Consider the following 22,703-nt stretch of genomic DNA (forward strand, 5'->3'; position numbering starts at 1 on the left):
GTGTTCATCGGGTCTTCAACCTAAATGTCCCTCGTCAAATCCCTCGGCTCCGTCGGCGGACTGACCCTGGTCAGCCGCGTGCTGGCGCTGGTGCGCGATACGCTGCAGGCGTCCTATGTCGGCGCCGGCTTCGCGTCGGACGCCTTCTTCGTCGCGTTCCGGCTGCCCAACATGTTCCGCGCGCTGTTCGCGGAAGGGGCCTTTTCCGCCGCCTTCATCCCGATGTTCAACAGGAAGGTCGGCGAGAGCGGCGAGCTGAGTGCCGGCCTGCGCTTTGCCGAGCGGGCGTTGGCGGTGCTGTTTCCGGTGCTGGCGGTCTTCACAGTGCTGATGCTGGTCGCGGCCTGGCCGGTGACCTGGGGGCTGTCCGGCGGATTCAAGAATCCGACGGACGAGCAATTCGCCTTCGCGGTGATGCTGTCGCGAATCACCATCCCCTATCTGATGCTGATCTCGCTCGCGTCGCTCCTCGGCGGAATCCTGAACTCGCTGGACCGCTTCTGGGTCAATGCTGCGGCGCCGATCCTGCTGAACATAGCGATGATCGCGGCCCTGTGGTTCTTCCACGGCGACAATGCCTATGAAACGGCGCGGGCGCAGGCGATTTCCGTCACTGTCGGCGGCGTGATGCAGCTCGGCTGGCTGATGTGGGCGTGCCGGCAGGCGGGCGTGAACCTGAAGCTGAAGATGCCGCGGCTGGACGATGACGTCCGCCAGCTGATGAAGCTGATCCTGCCCGCCGCCGCCGGCGCCGGCGCGGTGCAGATCAACCTGGCGATCTCGACCGCGCTGGCCGGCGGCCTGCTCGATGCCGGATCGATCTCGTACATCTATTACGCCGACCGGCTGAACCAGCTGCCGCTGGGGCTGATCGGCATCGGCCTTGGCACCATCCTGCTGCCGACGATCTCGCGCCTGCTTTCGACCGGCAAGGACGGCGAAGCGATGGACACGCAGAACCGCGGCATCGAGCTGGCGCTGTTCCTGACGCTACCGGCGACCGTCGCGTTCATCTTCGCCGCCGAGCCGATCGTGCGCGGGCTGTTCGAGCATGGCGCCTTCACGGCCGAGGACACGATCAAATGCGGTTGGGCGCTGTCCGCCTTTTCGATCGGCCTGCCCTCCTATGTGCTGGTGAAGGTGCTGACCCCCGGCTTCTACGCGCGGGCAGACACGAAGACACCGGTCAAGTTCGCGACGATCTCGGTCGGGGTCAACCTGATCGGAAACCTGATCCTGATCCCGACGCTGGGACAGTTCGGCTTCGGCCATATCGGGCCGCCGCTGGCGACCGCGCTCGCCTCGTGCCTCAACACCTGGATGCTCTACCATGAGCTGAGGAAGCGCGGGCATTTCAAGGCGGATGCCCGGCTGAAGCGGCGGATCCCGCGGCTGGTGGTCGCGGCTCTGATCATGGGCGCGGCCCTGTGGGTGCTGGCACCGATCGCCTGGCCGTATCTGACCGGCTCGATCGTGCGGCGCGGGATCGCGCTGATCGTGCTGACCGGCGGCGGCGCCGCCGTCTATGGCGCTGCCTGCTTCCTTACCGGCGCATTCCGCGTTAGCGACCTGCGCGCGCTCCTCACCCGGCGCGCGGCAACCCAGAAGTAAGGACCGACATGCGCATCGTCTCCGGCATCCAGCCGACCGGCAATCTCCACCTCGGCAATTATCTGGGGGCGATCCGCAACTGGGTGCGGATGCAGGACGAAGTGGCGGCCGCGGGCGGCGACACCTTGTTCTTCCTGGCCGACCTCCACGCGATCACCGTCCACAACAGGCCGGAGGAGCTGGCGGCGAACACGCGCGAGATGGCGGCGGCGCTGATCGCGTCGGGGATCGACCCGCAGAAATCGGTGCTGTTCAATCAGGCGCGGGTCCCCGCCCATGCCGAACTCGCCTGGCTGCTGAACGGGACGGCGCGGATCGGCTGGATGAACCGGATGACCCAGTTCAAGGAGAAATCCGGCAAGAACCGCGAAGGCGCGAGCGTCGGCCTGTTCGTCTATCCGGTGCTGATGGCCGCCGACGTGCTGATCTATCGCACCACGCACGTGCCGGTCGGCGAGGACCAGAAGCAGCATCTGGAGCTGGCGCGCGACATCGCGACCAAGTTCAACACCGATTTCGAGACCGAGCTGTTCGTACTGCCCGACCCGATCATCCCGCCCGCGGCGGCGCGGATCATGAGCTTGCGGGACGGCACCGCCAAAATGTCCAAGTCCGACCCGTCGGACATGAGCCGGATCAACCTGGCCGACGACGACGACATGATCGCGCAGAAGATCCGGAAAGCGAAGACCGATCCGGAACCCCTGCCCGCCTCGCCCGACGGGCTGGAAGGACGGCCGGAAGCGCGCAACCTGGTGTCGATCTACGCCGCGCTGACCGACCAGAGCGTGGAGCAGGTGCTGGCGGCGTTCGAAGGCCAGGGCTTTGGCGCGTTCAAGCCGGCGCTGGCGGACCGGCTGATCGAGACGCTGGGACCGATCCGGCGGCGCTTCGTCGAGCTGAAGATCAACCATGCCGAGCTCGACCGCATCCTCGAGGAGGGCGCGGGCAAGGCGCGGACGCTCGCGCAGCCGGTGCTCGACGAGACCTACAGGGCGCTTGGCCTGCAGCGCTGAGCCGTTCGGAACGCACGTTCAACCGCGGTTCAGTGACAGCGGCCGAGAACGGGCCTAAGCTTCGTTCCGCTCGTGTTCCGAGAAGGTTATCTCCATGTCGGCATTCAAGAAAATCCTGGCGGCCGCGGCGCCGCTGTCGCTGATCGCGCTCGGCGCCTGCGCGCAGGGCTTCAACGCGCGCGTGTCGCGCTTCCAGGCGCTGCCGCCCCCCGCCCAGGGCGAGACGTTCGTCGTCCAGCCGCGCAATCCGGCGCTGCAGGGCGGCATCGAGTTCCAGACCTATGCCCAGCTGGTCGCGCAGCGGCTGGAGCAATATGGCTATCGGCAGGCGGCGAGCGCGCAAGGGGCGAACCTGGTCGTGCTGCTCGACTACGAGGTCGACCAGGGCCATGACCGGATCGAGACGATTCCCGGCTGGGGCGGCTATGGCTGGGGCGGACCGGGCTTCTACCGGCCCTATGCCGGCCGGTTCGGCTGGCGCTATGGCTGGTACGATCCGTGGCTGTGGGGCGACCCGTTCGGCGGGCCCGAAATCCGCAGCTACACCGTCTATCAGAGCGCGCTGCACATGGAGATCGACCGCACGGGCGACGGCAAGAGCGTGTTCGAAGGCACCGCGAAGGCGCTGTCGCGGAGCGACGACCTGCCCTATCTGGTTCCGAACCTGATCGAGGCGATGTTCACCGGCTTCCCCGGCAATAGCGGCGAGACGGTCCGGATAACGGTGCCGCCGCCGAAACGGCGGTAACGCAATCGTCATCCCGGGTTTGACCCGGGACCGACCTGTTCGTTTGACGAAAAAGGTAGGCCCCGGCTCAAGGCCGGGGTGACGGAGCGTTAGGCTTCCAGCTGGCGGATCAGGCTGCGCACGTCGGCGTCGAGGTCGGCGTCCTCGCCGCGGAGGCGCTCGATCTGCTTGACCGCGTGGATCACCGTCGTGTGGTCGCGTCCGCCGAAGCGGCGGCCGATTTCCGGCAGCGAGCGCGGCGTCAGGCGCTTGGCCAGGTACATCGCGATCTGGCGCGGGCGGGCGACGGCGCGAGCACGGCGGGCGGAGACCATCTCAGCCTGGCGCATGCCGTAGTGCGCCGAAACCGCGCGCTGGATTTCGTCGATCGTGATCCGGCGAGTCGACGCGTTCAGCATCTCGCCGAGGACTTCCTGCGCAAACGCAAGGTCGATCGCGCGATCGTTGAGCAGCGCATAGGCGGTCAAGCGGTTCAGCGCGCCTTCGAGTTCCCGCACGCTGGTCTGGATGCGCGCAGCGAGCAGCTCGGCGACGGCTTCGGGCATCTGGACGTCGCTCATGCCGGCAAGCTTCGCCTTCACGATCTTCAGGCGGAGCGCGAAGGTGGCCGGCTTGATGTCGACGACCAGGCCGCTGGCGAGGCGCGACAGGATGCGCGTCTCAACCCCGTCCAGCGCCTGCGGGGCGCGATCGGCACTGATCACGACCTTCTTGCCGCTCGAGGTCAGCTCGTTCAGCGTGTGGAGGAATTCCTCCTGGGTCGAGCCCTTGCCGGCGATGAACTGGACGTCGTCGATCATCAGCAGGTCGGCCGAACGCAGCCGCTGCTTGAATGCCAGCGTGTCCTTGTCGCGCATCGCCGAGACGAACTCGACCATGAAGCGCTCGGCGGACATGAACAGAATCGCAGCGCCCGGCACGCGTGCGCGATAGGCGGCGCCGATCGCGTTCATCAGGTGCGTCTTGCCCTGGCCGGTCGCCGAATGGATGAACAAAGGCGAGAAGCGCAGCTCGCCCGCCGCCAGCGCCTTGGCGGCGTTGCAGGCGACCCGATTCTCGTCATCGACGACGAAGCGCTCGAAAGTCTGGCGTGCGTCGAACCCCGGCGCCGGCGGCGCTGCGGGCACGCTCTCCGCCTCGTCGGCGGTGTAGATGCGAGTGACGACGTCGCTGGGCGCCACCTCGATCCGCACTTCGCGGATGGTCGGCATCGCCGCGCGCCAGGCGAGCAGCAGCCGGTCGGCATAATGCGCGCGCACCCAGTTCGCGTGGAATTCGGTCGGCAGCGTCAGGCGCACGACATCGGCCTTGTCGCTGACGCCGGCGAGCATGATCGGCTTCAGCCAATGGTCGAACAGCCGCGCGCCGCAATCGCGCTTCAGCCCCTCGCGGATTCCCGCCCAGGCCATGGACACATGTTCGCCCCGATCCATCAGCCTCTCACGCACTAACATTGGACCCACTTTTGCCCCTCCCCTCGCCTGTCCGAGCCCCCCGGCCGCCGGCGTTCGTTGGACGCAAGTTCCCCTGTGGCCGAATCGGTACGAACCGGCCTTCGGAACTCATTCGCGACGTGATCCCGGCACCGCGATTCGTGGGCCGGGAAGGCATGTGTAAGGCCCGTTCCGCGAGTCGATCAAGCGGCGGAATGTCGCGAAATGGAAATAATCCCGGTTGACTCGGGTTTCCGCCATTTCCGGCGGCCGCCAACCTAAGTACATGATAGTAGGCAATATTGTAAGAAACGGCGGAAGCCGCGCGGAACGAATCAAGTAAGTTTCGTCACTTGGCGGAAACAATCGCCTCCGAAATGAAAAAGGCCCTGCGGCGGATCGCGCCGAGGGCCTCTTCAAACCGCTTCAGAACGGGCTCAGGCGAGCGCGGAAACCCGCTTCGTCAGCCGCGCGAACTTGCGCGATGCGGTGTTCTTGTGCAGCACGCCCTTGGCGACGCCGCGCGCCAGCTCCGGCTGAGCCGCCGCGATCGCCGCCGCCGCCGCCGCCTTGTCGCCCGATTCGATCGCCGCCTCGACCTTCTTCACGAAAGTGCGGATGCGGCCGATACGCGCGTGGTTGATCTCCGCGCGGCGGGTGTTGCGACGGATGCGCTTCTTGGCTTGCGGCGTATTCGCCATCGAGGGTCCTCAAAAACTGTCCGGTTGAAACGAAAAGGGCGCGGCGAAGCCGCCGCGTCCTGCGTCGGGCGCACATAGCGACGTGCGGGTTGCGGGTCAACTCCAGTTCCTCCTCGAGCTTGCTCGGGGAGGGGGACCATGCGCAGCATGGTCGAGGGGCTGAGCGCGAAGCGCGAAGTCAGACCCTCCGCTTCGCTCCGGGCCCCTCCACCACTCGGCTATCGCCGAGTGGTCCCCCTCCCCTGCAAATGCAGGGGAGGATTTATTCCGGCATCGACAACCGCTCGAAGCGGGCTAGGTGGTGATCCACCGACCCGAATTGCCCTTCGATCATCGTCGCGCGCTTGAAATAATGGCCGATCGCCAGCTCGTCGGTGATGCCGATGCCGCCGTGGATCTGGATCGCGTTCTGGCCGGTGAATTTGAGGCCCTTGCCGACCTTCGCCTTGGCCTGGCTGACCGCGGCCATGCGCTCGGCATCCGGCAGATCGAGCTTCAGCGTTGCCATCAAGGTCATCGACGCGGCCTGCTCGACTTCCATGAACATGTCGACCATGCGGTGCTGGAGCACCTGGAAATCGGCGATCGCGCGGCCGAACTGCTTGCGCTGCTTCGCATAGTCCATCGTGCCGGCGTGGAGGCGGCGCATCACGCCGGTGGCTTCGGCACAGACGGCGGCGGTCGCCTCGTCCACCAGCTTTTCGATCAGCGGCAGTGCGGCGCCTTCTGCGCCCAGCAGCGCCTCGCCGGGCACGCTGCAATTCTCGAAATAGATTTCGGACGCACGAAAGCCGTCGACGGTCGGATAGTCGCGGCGGACGATGCCCGGGCGGTTGGCCTCGATCAGGAACAGCGACACGCCATCCGTGTCGCGCTGCCCGCCGCCGGTGCGCGCGGTGACGAGCAGGTGCGTCGCCCAGGGCGCGGCATAGACGACGGCCTTGTGCCCGTTGAGCACCCAGCCGGCGCCGTCCCGCTTCGCGGTGGTGCGCAGGTTGCGCAGCTCGTAGCGGCCCTGCGGCTCGGCATAGGCGAAGGCGATGATCGCCTCGCCCCCGATGATCGCCGGGATCAGCGCGTCCGCCTGGGCGCCGCCCGCTGCTTTCAGCGCGCCGCCGCCGATCACCACCGTCTGCAGGTAAGGCTCGATCGCGATCGCCTCGCCCACTTGCTCCATCACGATCATGTTCTCGACCGCGCCGCCGCCGAGACCGCCCTGATCTTCGCCGAACGGTGCGCCGAGGATGCCGAGCTCGGTCGCGAGCGCGCGCCAGATGCCGGGATCGCGGCCGGCGTCGGACGCGACCATCTTGCGGCGGGTTTCGAAATCATAGGTGTCGGCCAGGAAGCGCGCGAGGGTGTCGCGCAGCATGTCCTGGGTTTCATTGTAGGTGAAGTTCATCTTTCCTCCCCTTCCCTCTCCCGCTTGCGGGAGAGGGTGCCGAGCGAAGCGAGGCGGGTGAGGGTCTGGCCTGGTCTGCCCTCACCCTCGCCGCGCCTGCGGCGCGTCTTTCCCTCTCCCGCAAGCGGGAGAGGGGTCTAAAGCCCCAGCACCATCTTCGCGATGATGTTGCGCTGGATCTCGTTGGAGCCGCCATAGATGCTGGTCTTGCGGCCGTTGAAATAGGTCGGCGCTGCACGGTGAGCGTAATCCGGCCCGATCGGGTGTTCGTTGTCCCCTTCGCCGAAGCCGCGGAAATAGGGCGCGCCGTAATGGCCGACCGCTTCCAGCGCGAGCTCGGTCAGGCGCTGCTGGATCTCGGTGCCCTTGATCTTCAGCAGGCTCGATTCCGGCCCCGGGCCGCGGCCCGACGCTTCGGATGCGAGCGTGCGCAGCTCGGTATATTCGAGCGCGGTCAGGTCGATCTCCAGCTCGGCGATCTTGCGCTTGAAGAACGGGTTGGCGATCAGCGGCCTGTCGCCGTCCATCTCGCTGCGCGCGATGGTCTTGATCCGTTCGACGCCCCGCTTCGACCGCGCGACGCCGGCAATGCCGGTGCGCTCATGCGCGAGCAGGAATTTGGCGCAGGTCCAGCCCTTATTCTCTTCATAGATGCGCTGGTCGACGGGGACGCGCACGTCCTCCAGCCAGACCTCGTTGACCTCATGCTCGCCGCCCAAGGTGATGATCGGGCGGACGGTGACGCCCGGCGACTTCATGTCGATCAGCAGGAAGCTGATCCCTTCCTGCGGCTTCGAGTCCGGATCGGTGCGGACCAGGAAGAAGCCCCAGTCCGCATGCTGGGCGAGCGTGGTCCAGGTCTTCTGGCCGTTCACGATATAATGGTCGCCGTCGCGCACCGCCCTGGTGCGGAGGCTGGCAAGGTCGGAGCCGGCGCCGGGTTCCGAATAGCCCTGGCACCACCAATCCTCGCCCGACAGGATGCGCGGCAGGAAGCGCGCCTTCTGCTCGGGAGTGCCGAAGGTGTAGATGACCGGCCCGACCATGTTGATGCCGAAGGGCAGGATCGGCAGCGTGTCGGCGCGGGCGAGCTCTTCCGACCAGATGAAGCGCTGCGTCGTCGTCCAGCCGGGGCCGCCATATTCCTTGGGCCAGGCGGGCGCGATCCAGCCCTTCTTCGCGAGCACGCGGTGCCAGCTGAGGAAATCCTCCTTCGCCAGCTCCTCGCCTTCCTCCTGCTTGCCGCGCAGGGCGCTCGGGTAATTCTCAGCGATGAAGGCGCGCGCTTCCTCGCGGAACGCCAGATCCTCGGGGCTGAATTCCAGGTCCATCGACACCTCTCCTTTTGGGGCGAGGTTAGGCGCGGTTTACGTTAACGGCAAGCGCGGTCCGGCTGCCGCTACGGCATGCTAGAAGCGCGGCGGCTCCATGTCGGGATCGACTTCCTCGGGCGGCGGACGGCGCGATTCGGGCGGCGGCGGCGGCGTGTCGCTCGGCTGGGCAGAGAGTGTGACGCCCTCCCCGTCCGCCGACACGCCGAACTGGACCGGGCCGACATCGATGCTGCCGTTGAGGCCGTTCTCGTCAAGCTGGATCACCGGCTCGGGATCCTCGTCGACCGGCTCGGGCGCGCGGATCGCGGCGCCGGGGATCGCGTGGCTCATGAAGTCGCGCCACACCCGCGCCGGCACGCCGCCGCCGGCGAGGCCGGGGACCGGCTGGTTGTCGTCGCGGCCGACCCAGACGCCGACCACCAGATCGCCGGCGAAACCGACGAAGATCGCATCGCGCGCATCCTGGGTGGTGCCCGTCTTGCCGAACGCGTCGACGGCGAGCTGGGCATTGCGGCCGGTGCCGCGCTCGACGGTGGCCGCGAGCAGGTCCAGCAGCATGTCGCGTTCGCGGGTCGAAAGCCGCTTCGGCCGGTTCCACAGCGTCGCGATCCAGCCCTGCTGCTCCTTGGGCAGGCCATAAGCGCGCACCGGCAGGTTGTTGCCCGCGACCGCGGCATAAGCGGAGGTCAGCTCCAGCAGGGTCATGCCCGAGGTGCCGAGCGCCAGGCTGGGCGTGTCGGCGAGCGGGCTGGTGATGCCGAGATCCCGCGCGGCCTGGATCACCGCCTTGCGCCCGACCTGGTCGGCGAGCCGGACCGCGGCGACGTTGCTGGAGCGCGCGAAGGCGCGGCGCAGCGGGATTTCGCCGAGATAGCGGCCGTCGCTGTTGGTCGGCGACCAGCCGTCGATCGTCACCGGCTTGTCGAGCACGGGGGAATCCGGCGTCATGCCGGCCCGGATCGCGGCCAGATAGACGAACAGCTTGAAGGTCGAGCCGGGCTGGCGCCGCGCCTGGGTGACGCGGTTGAACGGGCTGTCGCGATAGTCGCGGCCGCCGACCATCGCGACGACCCGCCCGTCCGGCCGCATCGCGACCAGCGCCATCTGCGCGCCGCGGATCGCGCCCCGCCGCACCGCCGCCTCGCCGAGCTTCTGCAGCCGCGTGTCGAGCGTGGTCCGGATTTCCTGGCGCTCATAGACGGCGCCGGCCTGGTCGCGCGCCGCGGGCATCACCCAGTCGGCGAAATAGGTTCCGGTGGGCATGTCGCGCTCATGCCTGACCTTCAGGCGGACGCGCGGTTCGCTCTGCGCCTTCTTCTGCGTGATGAAGCCGGCGTCGGCCATCGCCTGCAGCACCACACGGCCGCGGGCGCGGGCGCCGGAGAGATTGTGCGTGGGGGCAAGCCGCGACGGCGCCTTGACCAGCCCCGCCAGCATCGCCGCCTGGCCGAGCGTCAGCTCCTCCGGCTCACGGCTGAAATAATGCCGGGCCGCGGCGCGGATGCCATAGACATTGTCGCCGAAATAGACGTTCGAGAGGTAGCGTTCGAGGATTTCCTGCTTGGTCAGCCAGGCTTCGAGCCAGAAGGCGATCAGCGCCTCGCGGCCCTTGCGGCCGAAGCTGCGGTCATTCGACAGGAACACGCCCTTGGCGAGCTGCTGGGTGATCGTGCTGCCGCCCTCGCGCACGCCGCCCGCGAGCAGGTTGTGCCAGGCGGCGCGGGCGATGCCGATCGGGTCGATGCCCCAGTGGCGATAGTAGCGCCGGTCCTCGATCGCGATGAACGCCTGGGGCACGTGCGCGGGCAGCTCCGACAGCCGCACCGGCGGCGCGACGAGCGCGCCCCGCCGCGCGATCGGGGTGCCGTCGTCGGCGACCAGAGTGATGCTGGGCGGGGCGATCGGCTGGAGCGAGCGCGACAGCGGCGCGGTGATCGCCAGCCAGCCGACCAGCAGCATGAACAGCGCGACGACGCCGGCGGCGATGTAGCGCTTCCTGATCCAGCGCCGGCGCGGCGGCCGCGGCTCCTCGACGTCCGGGGCCAGCGGCTCGAGCTCCGGCAAGGGCTCGAGCGTGTCCAGCCGGTCGTCCCAATCCTCGTCGTATCGCATGCGCCCGTCAGTCACAGGAGAATCCTGCCGTGTCTTATGGCGCTACTACAGTGAATGGAGGCTGACGGGAAGGCGCTGTGTTGAATCCAAGCTCCGCGTCGATGGTCAGCCGACGATTTCTTCCGGCTTGAAGAAATAGGCGATCTCGATCGCGGCGTTCTCGTCCGAGTCCGAGCCGTGGACCGAGTTGGCCTCGATCGATTCGGCGAGCTCCTTGCGGATCGTGCCGGGCTCGGCATTCGCCGGGTTGGTCGCGCCCATCACGTCGCGGTTGCGCTGCACGGCGTTCTCGCCTTCCAGCACCTGCACCACGACCGGGCCGGAGATCATGAAAGAGACCAGGTCGTTGAAGAACGGCCGCTCCTTGTGGACCGCGTAGAAGCCTTCGGCCTGCTCCCGGGTCATGCGGATGCGCTTGGACGCGACCACGCGCAGGCCGGCATCCTCCAGCATCTTGGTGACGGCGCCGGTCAGGTTGCGGCGGGTCGCGTCGGGCTTGATGATCGAAAAAGTGCGGTTCGCGGCCATGGCCGGGGAGCTCCGTGTCTGGGTCTGTTGGAAAGTCGCGCTCCCCTAGAGACGCGCCCTGGTTTATGCAAGTTCCAGGGGGATCGGCGATGAGACGCTGGATCATCGGAACCGCGGGCGTGTTGGCCATGATCGCCGTCGTGGCGGTTTACTGGCTGTTCTATGACAATCGCCTGCCGACATCGGGCAGCTTCCCGATCGACCTGGCGGCGATCCGCGCCGAAGCGGCACGCATGCCGGGCGGCGGCCCGGTCCGGATCGAGACCGAGACGTTGTCGCACGTCCGCGTGCCGAAGATCGCGATGGTCGCCGGCAGCGACTGGAGCAAGATCGACGTGGCGCGGATGAGCCACCGGCTGGTCTTCCCCGACCGCTCGATCGTGATCGACACAGCCTTCGATCAGGCGGCGTCGCGCGCGTCCAACGACGACAGCTACGATCCTGCGGCCTGGCGGCGGCTCGTGCGGGCCATGGATGAGGCCGGCGCAATCGTCATCACGCACGAACATGGCGACCATCTGGGCGGTCTGCTGGCCAGCCCGCATCTGCGGGCGATCCTGCCCAAGGCGCTGCTCAACCCCGAACAGTTCGCGATCTCACCCTATATCAAGCCGCTGCGCTGGCCGCCGGGCGTACGTGCGGGGTACAAGCCGTTCCGTTATCACGGAGTCCGGGCGATCGCGCCCGGCGTCGTGCTGATCCGGGCGCCGGGCCACACGCCGGGATCTCAGATGATCTACGTGCGCCGGGCGGACGGGCGCGAGTTCCTGTTCACAGGCGACGCTGCATCGATGGCGGACAATGTGCGGCTGCAGCGCATCCGATCGCGGCTGGTGACCGACTTCTTCACGCACGAGAACCGGCGCGCGGTGATACTGCAGACGATCGCCCTGCACCGCCTGACTGCCGAGCACCCGCAACTGGTGCTGGTGCCCGGCCATGACGGCGCAGCCATTGCCGCGCTTCAACATGCCGGGCTGCTCGTCCAGAGTTTCCATTAGGTCGCCTTGTGCCGCGACGCGACAATGGGCACGGCCAGGGACCGGAACCATAGCGCGCTGGGAACTCGCCGGCGCGCGGTCGAAGGACGCCCCGAGTCAGCTCTCGCAGTTATCCGCGATGAATCGGTCGAGGAGGCGGACGCCGTAGCCGGTGGCGCCTTTTTCCCAGGTGGTGCCGGGCTTGGCGGCCCAGACCATGCCGGCGATATCGAGGTGGGCCCAGCGCACGCCCTCCTCGACGAAGCGCTGCAGGAACTGCGCCGCCGTGATCGAGCCGGCCTCGCGCGGGCCGATATTCTTCATGTCGGCGATCTGGCTTTCGAGCAGCTTGTTGTAGGCATCGCCCAACGGCATCCGCCACAATTTGTCGCCCGTCTCGCGGCCGGCCGCGAGCAGCTGCTCCGCCAGCGAATCGTCGTTCGCGAACATGCCGCCATGCTCATGGCCGAGGCTGATCACCATCGCGCCGGTGAGCGTCGCGAGATCGACGATCGTCTTCGGCCGGTAATTGCGCTGTACCCAGGTGAGCGCGTCGGACAGCACCAGCCGCCCCTCCGCGTCGGTGTTCAGCACCTCGACCGTCTGGCCCGACATCGTCGTGACGATATCGCCCGGACGCTGGGCATTGCCGTCGGGCATGTTCTCGACGAGCCCGCAGACGCCGACGACGTGGGCCTTCGCCTTGCGCCCGGCGAGCGCCTTCATCGCGCCCGCGACGGCGCCGGCACCGCCCATATCCCACTTCATGTCTTCCATGCCGGGCGGCGGCTTCAGCGAGATGCCGCCGGTATCGAAAGTCACGCCCTTGCCGACGAAGGCGACCGGCTCCCTCTGCGCGCCGCCGGTGCCGTCCCAGCGCATCACCAGCAGCTTGCCCTCGCGCGCCGAACCCTGGCTGACGCCCAGCAGCGCGCCCATGCCGAGCTTGCGCATCTCCTCCTCGCCGAGAACGGTGATCTCGACGCCGAGATCGGTCAGGTGGCGGCAGCGCTCGACGAAACTCTCGGGGTAGAGGATGTTCGGCGGCAGCGAGACCAGCTCGCGAGTCAGCGCCACGCCTTCGGCCACTGCGCGCTGATCTTCCCAGCCGCTGCCGTCTGCACCGACGATGACGAATTCGTTCAGCGTCGGCTGCTGCTTGGCCGGCAACCTGGTGCGGTAGGTGTCGATCCGCCACGCGCGGAGCGCGGCCGCGGTCGCGAGCCGAAGCGCCGAGCCGGCCCGGGCATTGGCGCCGCTCAGGTCGACGACCAGGGTTTCGGTGCCCGAGGTCAGCAGCCGCGCGACAAGCGCACCGCCCGCCTTTTCATAATCGGCCGGCTCGCCCTTGCCGGCGCCGACGATCAGCAGGCGGCGAGTCGCGCCTTCGTCGGCCACGAACAGCTCAACGATTGACCCTGCCTCGCCATCGAACCGGGCCGCCCGCATGGCGTCGCGCGCAAGCCCGGTCTGCGCGGCCGGCAGGCCCGCCACCTCGCCGCTCTGCGGCGCGATCAGCGCCAGATCATAGGAGCCCTGGGGGCGAGCGTCGGCGAAACGAACCTGCATCGAAATTTCCTGTGTCTGAACGCGTCCCCTTCGCCTCTAAGCTTCCGCGCGCCGCTCGCAACCCCCGGGAACGATTTGCAGCGGGCGGGCTTGAGTGCGATAGGCGCCGCACAAGCAAGCCAGACGGCGCGACATTTCAGGGTGGTTCGGGGTAGGCGTGGACGCGAAGCGGTTGATCTGGCTGGCGAGTGCGGCCTGGTGCTGGTCCGCCGGCGCGCACGCGCAGGACCTGCAGAACCGTCCCGTCGCGCCGCCGCCGCCCGAGGCGAGCCCGGCGCCCGCCCCGGCGAACGAGCAGATCGTCGATTTTTCCGCCGATTCGCTGGAATATCTGAACGCGACTGACACCGTCGTCGCGAGCGGCGACGTGCGGATGTTCCGCGAAGGCAACCGGCTGCGCGCCGACAAGGTGACCTGGAACCGCCAGACGGGCGAAGTGCGCGCCGAGGGCGATGTTGCCGTCACCAACCCGCAGGGGGATGTTGCCTATGGCGACTCGGTCCAGCTGACCGATACGCTGCGCGACGGCGTCGTCGACAATCTGCTGGTCGTGCTGCAGAGCGGCGGCCGGCTGGCGGCCGAGCGCGGCACGCGGCAGGGCAATCTCTATACGCTGGAGGATGCCGCCTACACCGCCTGCTCCGTAGTCGATTCGAACGGCTGCCCGAAGCAGCCGAGCTGGAAGATCACTGCCGTCCGCGTGGTGTATGACACGCAGAAGCAGCGCGTCTTCTATAAGGGAGCGCGGCTGCATCTGTTCGGCCTGTCGTTGCTGCCGCTGCCGCTCTTGTCCAATCCGACCGGGGACCAGGGCGGCACCGGGGTGCTGGTGCCGGATATCCAGTTCAGCCGCGTCAACGGGCTCGAGCTGACAGTCCCCTATTACATCAAGCTGGCGCCCAATCGCGACCTGACGATCACGCCGCATATCTACAGCGACGTGCTGCCCGCGATCGAGGCGCAGTACCGGGCGCTGACGAGCAAGGGCGCCTACCAGGTCAGCGGCATGGTGACCGAGAGCCGCAAGCTGCCGGCGGAGCTCAATCCCGGCGCGAACGCGTCCGATCGCGACATCCGCGGCTATCTGGATGCGAGCGGCCGCTTCCAGCTCGATCCCAAATGGGACATCAGCGGATCGCTGCGCGTCACGACCGACCGCACCTTCCTGCGCCGCTACGACATCTCGCGCGACGACCGGCTGCGCTCGACCATTCGGGCGGAGCGGATCGATACCGACAGCTATTTCTCGCTGACCGGCTGGGCGACGCAGACGCTGCGCATCAACGACCCCCAGGGCCAGCAGCCGATCGCCCTGCCCGAGCTCGACTATCGGCATCGCTTCAACGACCCTCTGCTCGGCGGCCGCGTCGAGCTGCAGCTGAACACGCTGGCGATCGGCCGGACCGACGGACAGGACACGCAGCGCGCCTTCGCCAGCTTCAAATGGGACCTGCGGCGGCTGACGCCGTGGGGCCAGGAAGTGACCTTCACCGCGTTCGCGCGTGGCGACGTCTATCACAGCGACGAGAACCTGCTGTCGCCGACGCTGATCTATCGCGGTAATCCGGGTTGGGAGAGCCGCGCGATCGGCGCGCTGGCCGTCGACGTGCGCTGGCCGCTGATCGGCCCGGTCGGCAGCAACGGCACCCAGCGGATCACGCCGCGCGTGCAGCTGGTCGCGACGCCGCCGATCCGCAACCTCGATATTCCCAACGAGGACGCGCGCGCGATCGAACTGGAAGACAGCAACCTGTTCGCGCTGAACCGCTTCCCCGGTTACGACCGGTTCGAGGACGGCGCGCGCATCACCTATGGCGTCGACTATGCGCTGACGCTGCCGGGCATCAGCGTCGACGCCAATATCGGCCAGAGCTACCGGCTGTCGGACCGCCCCGCCCTGTTCCCGGACGGCGTGGGGCTGACCGACAAATTGTCCGACATCGTCGGGCGCACGACGGTCCGGTTCCGCGACTTCGTGTCGCTGACCCACCGCTACCGGCTGGACAAGGACAATCTGGCGGTCCGCCGCAACGAGATCGACGCCACCATCGGATCCCGCCAGACCTATCTGCTGCTCGGCTATCTGCGGCTCAACCGCGACATCGACACCTCGATCGAGGATCTGCGCGACCGCGAGGAAATCCGCGTCGGCGGGCGGGTGCAGATCGGGCGGTTCTGGTCCGCTTTCGGCTCCGCCATCGTCGACCTGACCGACCGGCAGGAGGACCCGTTCTCGACCGCGGACGGCTATCAGCCGATCCGGCACCGGCTCGGCATCGCCTATGAGGACGATTGCCTTGAAATGGGCCTGACCTGGCGGCGCGACTATCAGGACACCGGCGACGCGCGGCGCGGCAATACTTTCCTGCTGAGGCTTTCATTCAAGAACCTGGGCCGCTAAGCCCCCGTTCAGCCGCTCCAGCAGAGAATGCAGCTTATCCCTTTCAGATGATCGGAATGGTCTCGAACGTGACGATTTCCAAGCTACGCCCGACCCGCTGGGCGCTGTTGCCGCTGGCCGCCCTCGCCTGCGCCGCGGTTGCGCAGACCGGCCAGAGCGATGACGAGGGGCCGTCCAACGGCCTCAACATCCCCGCCGACGTGATCGTGTTCGGAAAGAACGATCCCTCGATCCGCAAGCCCACCGCGATCGTCAACGGCGACATCATCACCCGCACCGACGTCGAGCAGCGGCTGGCGCTGATCGTGTCGGCGAGCGGCGGCCAGATTCCGGCGGAGGAGATCGAGCGGCTGCGCCGGCAGGTGCTGCGCAACCTGATCGACGAGGCGCTGGAGATCCAGGAGGCCAAGGGCAACAAGATCGAGATCACGCCCCAGCAGATCGACGAGAGCTTTGCCCGCGTCGCGCGCAACTTCAAGCGCACGCCCGAGGAAATGGCGGCCTATCTGGACAAGATCGGGTCGTCGGCGGCATCGCTGAAGCGACAGATTCATGGCGAGCTCGCCTGGAACCGCCTGCTGCAGCGGCGCATCCAGCCGTTCGTCAACGTCAGCCAGGAAGAAGTGCAGGGCATCATCGACCGGCTGGAAGCGTCCAAAGGCGCGACCGAGGCGCGCATCGGCGAGATCTTCCTTTCGTCGACGCCGGAGACCGAAGCCGCGACGATCGAGAATGCCCGCAAGATCATGGAAGCGATCAAGCAGGGCGGATCGTTCGTGGCCTATGCCAGGCAATATTCGCAGGCGTCGACGGCGGCGGTCGGCGGCGACCTGGGCTGGGTGCGGCCCGAGCAGCTTCCCGACGCGCTCGCCAACGAAGCGCGGGCAATGACGATCGGCCAGATGGCCGGCCCGATCCCGGTGCCCGGCGGCGTCTCGATCCTCTACATGATCGACAAGCGCCAGGTGCTGACCGCCGATCCGCGCGACGCGGTGCTGGCGCTCAGGCAGCTGTCGATCGCCTTCCCGCCCGGCACGACGCAGGAGCAGGCGAGCCAGCGCGCCGCCCAGTTCGCGGCCGCCACCCATACCATCGCCGGCTGCGGATCGGCCCAGAAGGTCGCGGAGCAGGTCGGCGCCGAGATGGTCGACAACGACCAGGTCAAGGTCCGCGACCTGCCGGTCCAGCTGCAGGAGATGATGCTGGGCCTCCAGGTTGGCCAGGCGAGCCCGCCGTTCGGCTCCGTGCAGGACGGCGTGCGCGTGCTGGTCGTGTGCGGCCGCGACGACCCGCAGGCGGCGCAGGGGCCGAACGCCGAGACGATCATGGCGCAGCTGGAAGAACAACGAGTGAATATGCGGGCGCAGCGTTACCTTCGCGACCTGCGCCGGGACGCCGTGGTTGACTATCGCTGAGCCCTGGCCGGACGCGCCGCTCGCACTGGCGCTCGGCGATCCGGCCGGGATCGGCCCCGAAATCGCGGTCAAGGCCTGGCGTGCACGCACGGAACAGAGGCTGCCGCCGTTCTTCACGGTCGGCGATATCCGCTCGGTCGAGGCGGTCTGGTCGGGGCCGGTGGAACGGATCGCCGCCCCCGCCGAGGCGCGGGACGTCTTTGCCCGCGCGCTGCCGCTCCTTTCGGTGGAGGACGGCGGCGACATCGTCCCCGGCGAGCCGAACCTGGAAGGTGCGCGCTGCTCGCTCGATTCGCTGGAAGTCGCGACCGGCCTGACCCGCTCGGGTGCGGCGGCCGCGCTGGTCACCGGCCCCGTCTCGAAGGCGCAGCTCTACGCGATCGGCTTCGTCCACCCCGGCCAGACCGAGTTCGTCGCCGAACGCTGCGGCATCGCGCCGGAAAACGTCGTGATGATGCTCGCCGGGCCGGACCTGCGGGTCGTGCCGGTCACCACCCACATGCCGCTCCGCCAGGTGTTCGACAGCCTGTCGGTCGAAGTGATCGTGGCCAAGGCGCGGACGACCGCGCGCGGGCTGCAGCGCAATTTCGGCATCGCCAACCCGCGGCTCGCCTTTGCCGGGATCAACCCGCATGCCGGCGAGAACGGCGCGCTCGGCAGCGAGGAGATCGAGTTCATCGCGCCGGCGATCGAGATGCTGCGCGCGGACGGGATCGACGCGGTCGGGCCGCTCGCCGCCGACACGATGTTCCACGCGCGCGCCCGCGCCGGCTACGACGCGGCGATCTGCCTGTATCACGACCAGGCGCTGATCCCGCTGAAGACGCTCCATTTCGACGACGGCGTGAACATGACGCTGGGGCTGCCGATCGTGCGGACCTCGCCGGACCACGGCACCGCGTTCGCGATCGCGGGCCAGGACCGCGCCCATCCCGGCGCGACCATCGCCGCCATCCGGCTCGCGGCCGCAGCGGCCGTGCGGCGCAAGGCGGAGTGCTGCGCGGCTTGAGCTCCCTTCCCCCCTTACGGGAAGTGATCGCACGGCACGGGCTCAGCGCCAGCAAGGCGCTGGGACAGAATTTCCTGTTCGACGAGCAATTGCTCGATCGCATCGCGCGCGTGCCGGGGCCGCTGGCGGGCGAGCGCGTGCTGGAGGTCGGCCCGGGCCCGGGCGGCCTCACCCGGGCGCTGCTGCGCGCCGGTGCCGAGGTGGTTGCGGTCGAGCGTGACGCGCGCTGCCTGCCCGCGCTCACCGAGCTCGCCGATTGGGCGCCGGGACGGCTGCGCGTGATCGAGGGCGACGCGTTGAAAGTCGACGCCGAGCGCGCGCTGGGCGGCAGCGGCCATATCGTCGCCAACCTGCCCTATAATGTCGGCACCGCGCTGCTGGTCGGCTGGCTGACCGGCGAGGCCTGGCCGCCCTGGTGGACCTCGCTGACGCTGATGTTCCAGAAGGAAGTGGCCGAGCGGATCGTCGCCGCGCCCGGCAGCGAGGCCTATGGCCGGCTGGCGGTGCTGGCCCAGTGGCGCTCGTCCGCGCGGATCGCGATGAACGTCCACCGCTCCGCCTTCACGCCGCCGCCCAAGGTGATGAGCGCAGTGGTGCATATCGTCCCGGCGGAGGCGCCCGCCGGCGTCCGCGTCGCGACGCTGGAACGGCTGACCGCTGCGGCCTTCGGCCAACGCCGCAAGATGCTGCGGCAGAGCCTGAAGGGCGTACCCGACGCGGCCGAGGCGATGGCGCGGCTGGGGATCGATGCGACGCGGCGCGCGGAGACGGTGAGCGTGGATGAGTTCGTCGCGTTGGCGCGGGTATTGGACTCCGCACCGTCACCCCGGCCTTGAGCCGGGGCCTACGTTCTTCCGAAGGCAGGTGGGTCCGGGGCCAAGCCCGGGATGACGGCTATCACTCCCACACGATCACCGATGCTCGCGCAGCAGGCGCGACTGCTCCCGCTTCCAGTCGCGTTCCTTGATCGTCTCGCGCTTGTCGTGCGCCTTCTTGCCCCGGGCGAGAGCGAGCTCGACCTTGGCCCGGCCCTTGCCGTTGAAGTAGATCGACAGCGGCACCAGCGTCATGCCCTCACGCGCGACCGCGCCGTGCATCCTGGCGATCTCGCGCTGCTTCAGCAGCAGCTTGCGCGGCCGCTTCGGCTCGTGATTATAGCGATTGCCGTGACTGAATTCGGGCACGTTCGAGTTGACCAGCCATACCTCGTCGCCCTTCACCTCGGCATAGCTCTCGGCGATCGAGCCTTCGCCGAAGCGTAGCGACTTCACCTCGGTGCCGGTCAGCACGATCCCGGCTTCGAACACCTGGTCGATGAAATAGTCGAACCGCGCGCGCCGGTTTTCGGCGACGACCTTCTTCTTGTCGAACTCGGTGGGACGGGGACGGGCCAAGTCAGATCAACCCTGCATGTTCGAGCGCCGCATCGACCGCGCGGCGGCTCGTTTCCGACGGCGGCGTCATCGGCAGGCGCAGCTCGGCCGACCATTCGGGCTTCAGCCTGTTGAGGGCGTATTTGGTAGGGCCGGGCGACGCGTCGCTGAACAGCGCGGCGTGAAGCGGGTAGAGCCGGTCCTGCAACTCCATCGCCCTGGCCCAGTCGCGGGCGAGGCAGGCGTTTTGGAAGTCGGCGCAGAGCCGCGGCGCGACGTTGGCCGTGACCGAAATGCAGCCCACCCCCCCCATCGCCATGAAGCCGAGCGCCAGGTCGTCATTGCCGGAGAGCTGGACGAAATCCCTGCCGCAGGCGAGGCGCTGCGCCGTCACCCGGGCGACATTGCCGGTCGCGTCCTTCACGCCGACGATGGTCGGAATCTCCGCCAGCCGCGCCATTGTGTCGACGGTCATATCCGTGACCGTGCGACCGGGTACGTTGTAGAGGATGATCGGCAAGTCGCACGCATCGGCCAGGGCCGCGAAATGGGCGTAGAGCCCGTCCTGGTTCGGCCGGTTGTAATAGGGCATCACGACCAGGGCGGCCGCGGCGCCGGCCGCCTTCGAATGGGCCATGTGGCGCTTTGCCGTCGCGGTGTCGTTGGAGCCGCAGCCGGCGATTACGGGCACGCGGCCGGCCGCCGCCTCGATGCAGAGATCGATCACGCGGTAATGCTCGTCGAACCCCAGGGTCGCCGATTCGCCCGTGGTCCCGCACGGAACCAGCGCGTGGCTACCCTGCTCGACCTGCCAGTCGACGAACGACCGGTATCCGTCCTCATCGATCGTTCCGTCGCGAAAAAGGGTCACCAGGGCCGGAATCGAGCCGGAAAACATAGATTTGCTCCTTCACGCGAGTCGCCGCGTCAGGCATTGTCGAAGACCAGGTACGGGGAGCGTCATGGCCAATTCACCGCCCAATAAGGATCAGGCGTCTAACCTGTCCAGCATGGTGAAACGGCTTCTGCTCCCCTCCGTCCTGCTGCTCGGCACGGCCACCATGGTGGTCGCCGACCCGACCACGCCGCTGGCGATGCAGCCGGCATCTCCGCAGGCGCCCTATGACGCCGGCGATCCGGTGGTCGCCGCCATCCCGCAATGGAACGCGTTGCGCCAGAGCGACAACCTGCCCTTCGACAGCTATGCGAGCTTCCTGATCGCGCACCCGGGCTGGCCGGGCGAGGCGGCGATGCGCCGCGCTGCGGAGCGCGCGCTGGCACCGGATTCGATCTCGCCGATGCGCGTGATCGCCTTTTTCGACAAATTCCCGCCGCTGACCAACACCGGCCAGGCGCGCTACGCCGAGGCGCTGGCCTCCGCCGGGCGCCCAGGCGACGCGATCGCGGCCGCGCGCAAGGCTTGGACCTCGGGCTCGCTGACGCCCACCGACGAAGCGCTGATCCTGGGCCGCTTCGGCAGCCAATTCACGCCGGCCGACCAGGACGAGCGGATGGACCGGCTGCTCTGGGCCGGGAAGACGAGCGCGGCGCAGCGCCAGATCGACCTGACCTCGCCCGCCAAACGCGCGCTGTTCCAGGCACGGCTGGCGCTGCGCACCAACGCGCCGGGAGCACAGCAGCTTGCCGACGCGCTGCCGGCAGTCGATCAGAACGACGCCGGTTTCGTCGCCGACAAGGCGATCTGGCTGCGGACCGCATCGCCCGATGCGGCCCGTGCCTGGCTGGCGCGGCCGCGACAGCTGACCGGCCGGCCCGCCGAGGTCGAGCGCTGGTTCGAGCTGCTGCTGTCTACCGCGAGGACCGCACAGAGCGCCGGCGACGCACGCGGCGCGTTCCAGATCGCGCAACTGCTGGACCAGAGCTATGCGCCCGGAACCGTCGTGCGCGACCAGCCGCTGGGCGAGCGTGACGACTATACCAGCATCGCCTGGCTCGCCGGGTGGACGGCGCTGTACGGCGGCCGCGCGGCCGACGCGGTGGGCATGTTCGAACGCTATGCGAGCGCCGCCCGCTCGCCCCAGACCCAGGCCAAGGGGCATTTCTGGGCCGCGCGCGCTGCCCAGGCGGCAGGCCGCGCCGGCGAAGCCAACCGCTTCTACGAAGAAGCGGCGGAGCATCCGGACCAATTTTACGGGCAGCTGGCGCTGGAGCGGCTCGGCCGTCCGATCCCGGCGCCGGGAACGCTGGGGGCGACGACACCATCGCCCAGCGAGCGCGTCGCGTTCAACAAGCGCGAGATCGTGCGCGCGGCGCGTGTTCTGGGCCAGCAGGGCGACTGGCAGACACAGAGCCAGTTCATCCGCGCGATCGCGGCGAGCGTGGAGACGGACGCCGACCACGCGCTCGCCAACGAGCTGGCGCAGGGCATCGGCCGCCCCGACCTGGCAGTGATGGTGGGCCGCAGCGCGCGGCTCAACGGCGCGAGCGACTATGTCCGCGCCGGCTATCCGCAGGTGAAGCTGCCCGAGGGCCAGGAAGCCTGGTCGACGATTATCCATGCGATCGCGCGGCAGGAGAGCCAGTTCGACCGCGAGGCGGTCAGCCGCGCCGGCGCGCGCGGGCTGATGCAGCTGATGCCGGGCACCGCGCGCGAGGCGGCGGCCAAGATCGGCCTCGACTATGACGCGAGCGCGCTGACCACCGATACCGGCTACAACATCCAGCTGGGATCGAGCTATTTCCAGCGGATGCTCAACTATAATGGCGGCAATTACCCGCTGGCGATCGCGGCCTACAATGCCGGCCAGGGCAATGTGAACAAATGGATCGCCGCCAATGGCGACCCGCGCTTGCCCGGGGCCGACATCGTCAAGTGGATCGAGCAGATTCCCTTCTCCGAGACGCGCGGCTATGTCCAGCACGTGCTGGAGAATGCAGTGGTGTACGACACGCTGCACCCGGAAAAGGCGACGATGCGCGGGCCGAACCTGCTGAGCGCGTATCTGGGGAAAGGCTCACGGGGCTAACTCTCCCCTCCCGCTTGCGGGAGGGGTCGGGGGAGGGCCTGGACGGAAGTACTGAGCGGAAGGGACTTGCCCTCCCCTAGCCCC

At 68.2% G+C, this 22,703-nt stretch carries 18 protein-coding genes; 9 read left to right on the forward strand and 9 right to left on the reverse strand.

Going from position 1 to position 22,703, the window contains the following annotated elements; genetic code table 11:
* The first annotated feature begins 24 nt into the window (after positions 1-24).
* From murJ to GON01_RS09970, 3 genes are all read left to right on the forward strand, one after another.
* Complete coding sequence (gene murJ, locus GON01_RS09960; protein ID WP_157027230.1) at positions 25-1,611, forward strand: murein biosynthesis integral membrane protein MurJ; 1,587 nt, start codon at positions 25-27, stop codon at positions 1,609-1,611.
* Positions 1,612-1,619: 8 nt separating this feature from the next.
* Complete coding sequence (gene trpS, locus GON01_RS09965; RefSeq protein ID WP_157027231.1) at positions 1,620-2,627, forward strand: tryptophan--tRNA ligase; 1,008 nt, start codon at positions 1,620-1,622, stop codon at positions 2,625-2,627.
* A 94-nt stretch (positions 2,628-2,721) separates the two neighbouring features.
* Complete coding sequence (locus tag GON01_RS09970; protein WP_157027232.1) at positions 2,722-3,375, forward strand: DUF4136 domain-containing protein; 654 nt, start codon at positions 2,722-2,724, stop codon at positions 3,373-3,375.
* Between the two features lie 89 nt (positions 3,376-3,464).
* Here the strand turns inward: GON01_RS09970 and dnaA are convergent, their stop codons facing one another.
* The 6 genes from dnaA to ndk all read right to left on the reverse strand — a co-directional run bounded on the left by dnaA (position 3,465) and on the right by ndk (position 10,885).
* Positions 3,465-4,784 carry a chromosomal replication initiator protein DnaA gene (gene dnaA, locus GON01_RS09975; RefSeq protein ID WP_332308482.1) on the reverse strand — a complete coding sequence of 440 codons (1,320 nt, stop codon included), beginning with the start codon at positions 4,782-4,784 and terminating at the stop codon, positions 3,465-3,467.
* Positions 4,785-5,245: 461 nt separating this feature from the next.
* Positions 5,246-5,509, reverse strand: a complete 264-nt coding sequence (gene rpsT, locus GON01_RS09980) for a 30S ribosomal protein S20 (protein WP_157027234.1) — start codon at positions 5,507-5,509, stop codon at positions 5,246-5,248.
* 262 nt (positions 5,510-5,771) lie between these two features.
* The gene (locus tag GON01_RS09985; RefSeq protein ID WP_157027235.1) at positions 5,772-6,911 is read right to left on the reverse strand and encodes an acyl-CoA dehydrogenase family protein; all 1,140 of its coding nucleotides are present in this window, start codon (positions 6,909-6,911) and stop codon (positions 5,772-5,774) included.
* 137 nt (positions 6,912-7,048) lie between these two features.
* Positions 7,049-8,242, reverse strand: coding sequence for an acyl-CoA dehydrogenase family protein (locus GON01_RS09990; RefSeq protein ID WP_157027236.1), 1,194 nt, complete (start codon positions 8,240-8,242; stop codon positions 7,049-7,051).
* Between the two features lie 78 nt (positions 8,243-8,320).
* Positions 8,321-10,357, reverse strand: a complete 2,037-nt coding sequence (locus GON01_RS09995; RefSeq protein ID WP_157027517.1) for a transglycosylase domain-containing protein — start codon at positions 10,355-10,357, stop codon at positions 8,321-8,323.
* 105 nt (positions 10,358-10,462) lie between these two features.
* Positions 10,463-10,885 carry a nucleoside-diphosphate kinase gene (ndk, locus tag GON01_RS10000; protein ID WP_157027237.1) on the reverse strand — a complete coding sequence of 141 codons (423 nt, stop codon included), beginning with the start codon at positions 10,883-10,885 and terminating at the stop codon, positions 10,463-10,465.
* Positions 10,886-10,974: 89 nt separating this feature from the next.
* Here ndk and GON01_RS10005 point away from each other — a divergent pair, with 89 nt between their 5' ends.
* Positions 10,975-11,886 (forward strand): MBL fold metallo-hydrolase, encoded by a 912-nt coding sequence (locus tag GON01_RS10005; RefSeq protein ID WP_181600032.1) that lies wholly within the window; start codon positions 10,975-10,977, stop codon positions 11,884-11,886.
* 96 nt (positions 11,887-11,982) lie between these two features.
* Here the strand turns inward: GON01_RS10005 and GON01_RS10010 are convergent, their stop codons facing one another.
* Positions 11,983-13,434 carry a leucyl aminopeptidase gene (locus GON01_RS10010; protein WP_157027239.1) on the reverse strand — a complete coding sequence of 484 codons (1,452 nt, stop codon included), beginning with the start codon at positions 13,432-13,434 and terminating at the stop codon, positions 11,983-11,985.
* Between the two features lie 157 nt (positions 13,435-13,591).
* Here GON01_RS10010 and GON01_RS10015 point away from each other — a divergent pair, with 157 nt between their 5' ends.
* From GON01_RS10015 to rsmA, 4 genes are read left to right on the forward strand one after another with little or no spacing between them, the layout of a single operon-like run.
* Positions 13,592-15,835, forward strand: coding sequence for an LPS-assembly protein LptD (locus GON01_RS10015; RefSeq protein ID WP_408640917.1), 2,244 nt, complete (start codon positions 13,592-13,594; stop codon positions 15,833-15,835).
* Positions 15,836-15,891: 56 nt separating this feature from the next.
* Positions 15,892-17,250, forward strand: coding sequence for a peptidylprolyl isomerase (locus GON01_RS10020; protein ID WP_408640920.1), 1,359 nt, complete (start codon positions 15,892-15,894; stop codon positions 17,248-17,250).
* The gene (pdxA, locus tag GON01_RS10025) at positions 17,237-18,259 is read left to right on the forward strand and encodes a 4-hydroxythreonine-4-phosphate dehydrogenase PdxA (protein WP_157027241.1); all 1,023 of its coding nucleotides are present in this window, start codon (positions 17,237-17,239) and stop codon (positions 18,257-18,259) included. Before GON01_RS10020 ends, pdxA begins: the two co-directional genes overlap by 14 nt.
* Positions 18,256-19,095, forward strand: coding sequence for a 16S rRNA (adenine(1518)-N(6)/adenine(1519)-N(6))-dimethyltransferase RsmA (gene rsmA, locus GON01_RS10030; protein WP_157027242.1), 840 nt, complete (start codon positions 18,256-18,258; stop codon positions 19,093-19,095). Before pdxA ends, rsmA begins: the two co-directional genes overlap by 4 nt.
* A 75-nt stretch (positions 19,096-19,170) precedes the next feature.
* Here the strand turns inward: rsmA and smpB are convergent, their stop codons facing one another.
* The gene (smpB, locus tag GON01_RS10035; protein ID WP_157027243.1) at positions 19,171-19,653 is read right to left on the reverse strand and encodes an SsrA-binding protein SmpB; all 483 of its coding nucleotides are present in this window, start codon (positions 19,651-19,653) and stop codon (positions 19,171-19,173) included.
* 1 nt (position 19,654) lies between these two features.
* Positions 19,655-20,530, reverse strand: a complete 876-nt coding sequence (gene dapA / locus GON01_RS10040; RefSeq protein WP_157027244.1) for a 4-hydroxy-tetrahydrodipicolinate synthase — start codon at positions 20,528-20,530, stop codon at positions 19,655-19,657.
* A gap of 112 nt (positions 20,531-20,642) precedes the next feature.
* On the opposite strand from dapA, the gene GON01_RS10045 reads away from it, so the two are divergent.
* Positions 20,643-22,619 (forward strand): lytic transglycosylase domain-containing protein, encoded by a 1,977-nt coding sequence (locus tag GON01_RS10045; RefSeq protein WP_157027519.1) that lies wholly within the window; start codon positions 20,643-20,645, stop codon positions 22,617-22,619.
* Positions 22,620-22,703: the final 84 nt, after the last annotated feature.

The sequence above is a fragment of the Sphingomonas horti genome (assembly GCF_009753715.1).
Taxonomy (GTDB): Bacteria; Pseudomonadota; Alphaproteobacteria; order Sphingomonadales; family Sphingomonadaceae; genus Sphingomonas_B; species Sphingomonas_B horti.